Here is a 5939-nt window from a genome sequence, read left to right on the forward strand (position 1 = left end):
CACTCGCAGACATAACCGTTTTCATATCCCCTTCATCCAATGCCTTTACTAATCTCTCATACTCTATTTTTGTTTCCCCGAAACTGCACGCGCTTAGTAAAAACGTTACTGTCATTACAATAACTATTTTTTTAACTAACCTTTTACTCATGCCATAATTACACCTTTCCCCTTATTTTATACATTACTTATTATTCAAATATTGTTTTTCATACTCCTCATATCGGGTTTTAGAAGCTTTATCGTTATCTTCTTTAGTATTTAAATAGATTGCTATTTTTTGATCATGCCTTATTAATCGGCCTTCTTTATTCTTTTTTTCATATCCCATTGTGATGCTTATTGTAGTGAATTCCATTGGATTTTCTTTTGAATCTTTCGCCGAACTAAACTCCATTAATAATATTGCTTCATCAAATTTCTCGTAGTCCACCTTTAACTTATTATTAATTATTTCTTGAAATTCCGATTCGGTTAAGTAATATGTTACCTTGGATGACTCACTAAATCTTTTTTTATCTTTTTTGGGTCTTAAACTATCTATTCCCTTTAATCTATTAAATATAAATCGAACATTCGAAACATCCAAATTTTGATCTGGACTTTTTGATTGATTATCTTCATATTTAATACTAGTTCTATATACAATCTCTTCTTTTTTTTTGCTCACTATTTAATGAACTAGCAATTTCTTGCAAAGTTGTTCCATAGAACTTTTTTCTTTAATATTGTATACTCCTCCTGTTGTTTGATATACAACGCTAATGCGATTATCATTTTCCGCCCCAAACGCGCTATCCCTAACCTCTTCTTTCACATAAGCATACCCATCATCACTCGCAGACATAACCGTCTTCATATCACCTTCATCCAATGCCTTTACTAATCTCTCATACTCTATCTTTGTCTCTCCAAAACTACATCCACTTAATAAACTTGCTACTATTGACAGAACTATCATCATCTTAGATTTCTTCTTTAACTTCATACTGACACCCCGTTGATTTCTCTAGGCATTTTTAGGTTCATTACATTCCCATTTTGATAGTAATATAGTTCACCTTTACTTACCGGTATTTATTTACTCATACAGATTATATTGAAGATATTTTAATTTTTAATAGCATCGATTTTCATACAATTCTTAATTGCTTATATACTCTGTTCGAATTTTCAGAAACCAAAACTTATTTTATTTCTTTCGCTTTCTTTTCTTCTCTCTCTTTATAACGCTTTAAGAATTCCTGACGTTCCCTTTCATGTTCCTCCCACGAAATATAAAATGATGGAAATTTAAATCTGCAATAGGCTAATAATTGGAATTCAGCTGCGCCTATGGCTACCGCGTACATGATTAGAGTTCCTCCCGCATACAATCCTAAAATATTTAGTGTATAATCATTATGCACATAAATTAAAATGAGAAGAATTAACACATAAATTACAGCACACTTTATTGCAGTCCTCTTTGTTTTACTAAAAAATGAAGAGGATTCTTCTCCCTTATTAAATGCCCCTTTACTTGCCTGTCTAAAAGTATCAATAGTCGCTAAAATATGGAAAATGACTGCACCTAAAAATAATAACCCAACATACATTAATGTAATTTGATCAATTGAATAATTTGACATTCCTGGAATTATCAACATTGTAAATGTTATAGTGCCTAGCTGAAATGCATATAATAGTACCACAAGTGTTTGTAGTTTCTGTAATTTAAATGGCATCTTAGGAAACAGATAAATAATTAAAAAAATTACTTGAAGACTATAAAACACTAACTCAAGGCTAACAATTATTTTATCAAAGAGAGTCGGGTAATAACTCCAACCAAACCTTATTAACCCTCCAATAAGAAAAAACATTATTAAAGAAATAAAAAACATCGTTCCAAACATAAATCCTGTAGCCCAATCGGGACTTAAGCGATTCTTGCAAGTACTTTTAAATTCATCTAAATCTTTTTCTTTTATATTCCACATATAATTACACCATCTTTTCTAACATCATGTAATAACTCTATTTTTGTAGACAAACTGAAAGTAAATAAATATTTTGATATTAAACTAACCTTTTTTACTTTTTTTAACAAACACAAAATACATCGATAGCATTATAATTAAGCCTATCCCACCAACCAATACACCTCCATATTCTTTCTGGTATATAAAAATAAACATAGTAACAATAAAGCTCGGTATTGACAAGATAATGAGCCATTTCCCCAGAAACTCTGCTACTTTATATAGAATTAAAAAGATAAACATAATCCCAACGATAATAGGTGCTATTACACTTTCAAATAAACCTTTTACTTTTTTTACAGCTTTAGAATCTTTATTCAAGATATTACATTCCTCCCTTTACTAGTTAATTTATGAATAATGTATTCATTCTATCTTCAATATAAGTTTACGAGTATCATTTACAACTTTCATTTCAGTTTTTGTTTCGCTTTTGTTCTTTTTCTATTATTCTTTTTCTATTTGCTATGAATTCTTGGCGTTTCTTTTCATGTTGTTCCCACGTAATATTAAATGATGGGAATTTGAAGCGACAATACACTAATAGGACGAATTCTGCTGATACTACAGCGAATATATATAATATTATTGTTTGTACAACATAAATTGCCATTTGGCTAAATGTATAATTAAGATTTAGAAAAATTAATATAAGTAGAACCATTACACCAATTGTCATTCCAATCGATAAATATAATTTTGCGTTAGTAAAAAATGAGACAGTTGGTCCTTCCGATTTATATCCTCCATGTTTTGCCTTTTTAAAAACATCAATTGTAGTTACAATGTGAGTACAAAGCGCTCCTAACATTATTAAACCAATATAAATTAACGTTTTATTATTACTAGGAAAATCAAACATTCCTTCAACCATCATAACGATAAATGGTAATGTTGCTAACTGAAAAGAATAAAATAAAGTCACGATGGCTTAGAGTTTCTGTAATTTAAAAGCAACCTTTGAAGACATGTAAATTATTAAAAAAATCAACTCCAAAATGTATAACTTTACCTCAGATCGTACCAAAAATGTTTCAAATGGTGTTAAAGAAATCTTATCACCGTTCAGCAAAATACTTAAAAACATGATGAGCATTGGTATAGAAGTATATGCAAAAACTCCCCCATAAAAGATTCTTATATAATCCGGACTTAATCGATTTCTATTTTCAATTTCAAAAAGACCCATATCTTCTTCTCTTATATTCCACATTCAGCTTTTTCACCTTCTATATAGTTTAAATAATTCTCATACACTTAAATTCTATTTCACCATTATTTACTTTTCGTTTTGAATTTTTCATTTTGTTTTCGAGTTCTCCCACGCATTCTCTCATTTTCTTCCCAAGTCATATTAAATGATTTAAATTTGAATCTACAGTACACCAATAGCTGGAATTCTGCTGCACCAACGGCTACAGTGTACAGTAAAACCGTACCTATTACATATCCAATCAAAGTATCAATCGCATAATCATTATGAAAATAAATCAAAATAAGTAGGATTAATGCGTATATTGAAGCCACTTTCATCATAGTTTCTTTTGTTTTACTAAAAAAGGAAGCAGATCTTTCATTCATACTAAATGCACCTTCACTTGCCTGTTTAAACGTATCAATCGTTGTCACAATATGAACAATCACTGCTCCTATAAATAAGAAACCTACATATACCAATGTAATTCCGTCGATTGTATAATCAGACATTCCAGGAAGAATTAAAGCCGTGAATAATATCGTACCTAATTGAAATGCATATAATAACACACCAATCGTTTGAAACTTTTGAAATTTAAATCGAGCTTTTGGAAATGAATATAGAATTAAAAAAATTATTTGCAAGCTATATAGCACAAGTTCAATTTTAACAATTGTTTTCTCAAATAAACTAGTATAGTAGTCCCAACCAAAGGTTACTAAAGTACCAATAAGAAAAAACATCATAACTGAAACGTACACTATTGTTCCTATCATAAAACCTAAAGCACCTTCTGGACTTAAACGCCTTCTACATATCATCCTAAACTTTTCTAAATTTTCTTCTTTTACATCCCACATCTAGTTACACACCTCTAGCTAATTTTTGGGTATATATCACTATGAATTACTTAATTTCTAAGTGCGATAGCTGACAACAGCCAATCATCCTTTTTTACAATTTGAGTGATGCTTATTAAATTTAAAAGCGATAATGCTTATAGTGAACTTTCATAATCACTAACCCTTATACAATGTTTTAATTCTTCACAAATAGATTCTTCCACCATGAAAAAACAATCTATTACTATTATTTACAATTATCATTTCAGTTTTTATTTCGCTTTTGCTCTTTCTCTCTTATTCTTTTTCTATTTGCTATAAATTCTTGGCGTTCCTTTTCATGTTGTTCCCACGTAATATTAAATGATGGAAATTTAAAGCGACAATACACCAATAGGACGAATTCTGCTGATACTACAGCAAATGTATATAATATTATTGTTTGTGTCACATAAATTGCCATTTCATCAAATGCATAATTAAGGTTTAAGAAAATTAATATAAGCAAAACTACTACACAACTTATCATCCCAATTAATAAATATAATTTCATATCAGTAAAAAACGAGACAGCCGGTCCTTCCAATTTATATCCTCCATGTTTTGCCTGTTTAAAAACATCAATTGTAGCTACAATGTGCGTACAGATTGCCCCTAATAGTATTAAACCAATATAAACCAATGTTTTATTGTCACATGGAAAATCATATATTCCTTCAACAACCATAACTATGAAAGGTAATGTCGCTAACTGAAAAGCATAAAATACAGTTACGATTGTTTGTAGTTTCTGTAATTTAAAAGCAATCTTTTTAGACATGAATAATATTAAAAAAATGAACTCCAAAACATACAACTTAACCTCAGTTTGTACAACTATCTTTTCAAAAGGATTTAGAGAAATCTTGTCACCGTTCAACAAAAAAGCTAAAAACATAATAAGCATGGGTATAGAAGTATATGCAAAAACTCCCCCATAAAAGATTCTTATATAATCCGGACTTAATCGATTTTTATTTTCAATTTTGAAAAAACCTAAATCTTCTTCCTTTATTTTAAGCATTCATCTTTCCTCATTTCGACGCAAAACTTATTTTTTTCTTTAGTTTTCTTCTTTTCCTTCTCTTCATACATCTTTAGTCTTTTCTGACGTTCTCTTTTATGTTCCTCCCACGAAATATAAAATGACGGAAACTTAAATCTACAATAGACTAATAATTGGAACTCTGCTGCACCTATGGCCACCGCGTACAGTATAAGGGTCAATACAGAATACCAACCTATTTGCTCCATCGTATAATCATTATTAATATAAATTAAGATTAAGAGAGTTAATACATATAATATAGAAGCAATCATTAAAAAATCTTTTGTTTTACTAAAAAATGAAACTGAATTTTCCCACTTACTAAATGCGCCTTCGCTAGCTTGCTTAAAGGTATTAATTGTTGTAAGAATATGAATAATAAAAGCTCCTAACAATAATAAGGCTACATAAGTCAATGTAACACGATCATTTGAATAACCGAAAATAATCGAAACAACTACTGTTACAAATCCGATAGTCGCAAGTTGAAGTGCATATAACAATATAACTATAGCTTGTAACTTTTGCAATTTAAAACGAGCTTTGGGAAATAAATATACAATAAGAAAAATGATTTGTATGCTATACAAACATAACTCTATTTTAATAATTGTTTCATCTAGTAAACTAGGATATACTGACCAACCAAATTTCATCAAACCATAAATTACACCTAACATTATTAATGAGGTGTATATGATTGAACCTAACATAAAACCTACAGTAGCCTCTGGACTTAAACGATTTCTACATGTTATTTTAAATTCATCTAAATCTTCTTCTTTTAT

The 5939-nt window shown here is 29.6% G+C and carries 6 protein-coding genes and 2 pseudogenes; all 8 read right to left on the reverse strand.

Going from position 1 to position 5939, the window contains the following annotated elements:
- A partial coding sequence (locus V7038_RS29315; protein ID WP_335696083.1) for a DUF3952 domain-containing protein occupies positions 1-151 on the reverse strand: 151 nt, incomplete at its 3' end.
- 33 nt (positions 152-184) lie between these two features.
- Positions 185-988 (reverse strand): annotated as a pseudogene (locus V7038_RS29655) (DUF3952 domain-containing protein).
- A gap of 199 nt (positions 989-1187) precedes the next feature.
- Positions 1188-1982: a hypothetical protein gene (locus tag V7038_RS29330; protein WP_335696081.1), complete on the reverse strand. Its 795-nt coding sequence runs from the start codon at positions 1980-1982 to the stop codon at positions 1188-1190.
- An 84-nt stretch (positions 1983-2066) separates the two neighbouring features.
- The gene (locus V7038_RS29335; protein WP_002200717.1) at positions 2067-2345 is read right to left on the reverse strand and encodes a hypothetical protein; all 279 of its coding nucleotides are present in this window, start codon (positions 2343-2345) and stop codon (positions 2067-2069) included.
- 94 nt (positions 2346-2439) lie between these two features.
- A pseudogene (locus tag V7038_RS29340) lies at positions 2440-3237 on the reverse strand (hypothetical protein).
- 62 nt (positions 3238-3299) lie between these two features.
- Positions 3300-4082: a hypothetical protein gene (locus tag V7038_RS29345; RefSeq protein ID WP_059037776.1), complete on the reverse strand. Its 783-nt coding sequence runs from the start codon at positions 4080-4082 to the stop codon at positions 3300-3302.
- 247 nt (positions 4083-4329) lie between these two features.
- The gene (locus V7038_RS29350) at positions 4330-5127 is read right to left on the reverse strand and encodes a hypothetical protein (protein ID WP_016088162.1); all 798 of its coding nucleotides are present in this window, start codon (positions 5125-5127) and stop codon (positions 4330-4332) included.
- The coding region (locus V7038_RS29355) for a hypothetical protein (RefSeq protein WP_335696082.1) at positions 5115-5939 on the reverse strand (825 nt) is incomplete at its 5' end. The genes V7038_RS29350 and V7038_RS29355, both read right to left, overlap by 13 nt.

The sequence above is a fragment of the Bacillus sp. JJ783 genome (assembly GCF_036963225.1).
GTDB lineage: Bacteria > Bacillota > Bacilli > Bacillales > Bacillaceae_G > Bacillus_A > Bacillus_A cereus_U.

Excerpts from the sequence above, each read along its gene's own strand:
- V7038_RS29330 (WP_335696081.1), bottom strand. The coding sequence starts at position 1,982 with ATGTGGAATATAAAAGAAAAAGATTTAGATGAATTTAAAAGTACTTGC.
- V7038_RS29345 (WP_059037776.1), bottom strand. The coding sequence starts at position 4,082 with ATGTGGGATGTAAAAGAAGAAAATTTAGAAAAGTTTAGGATGATATGT.
- V7038_RS29350 (WP_016088162.1), bottom strand. The coding sequence starts at position 5,127 with ATGCTTAAAATAAAGGAAGAAGATTTAGGTTTTTTCAAAATTGAAAAT.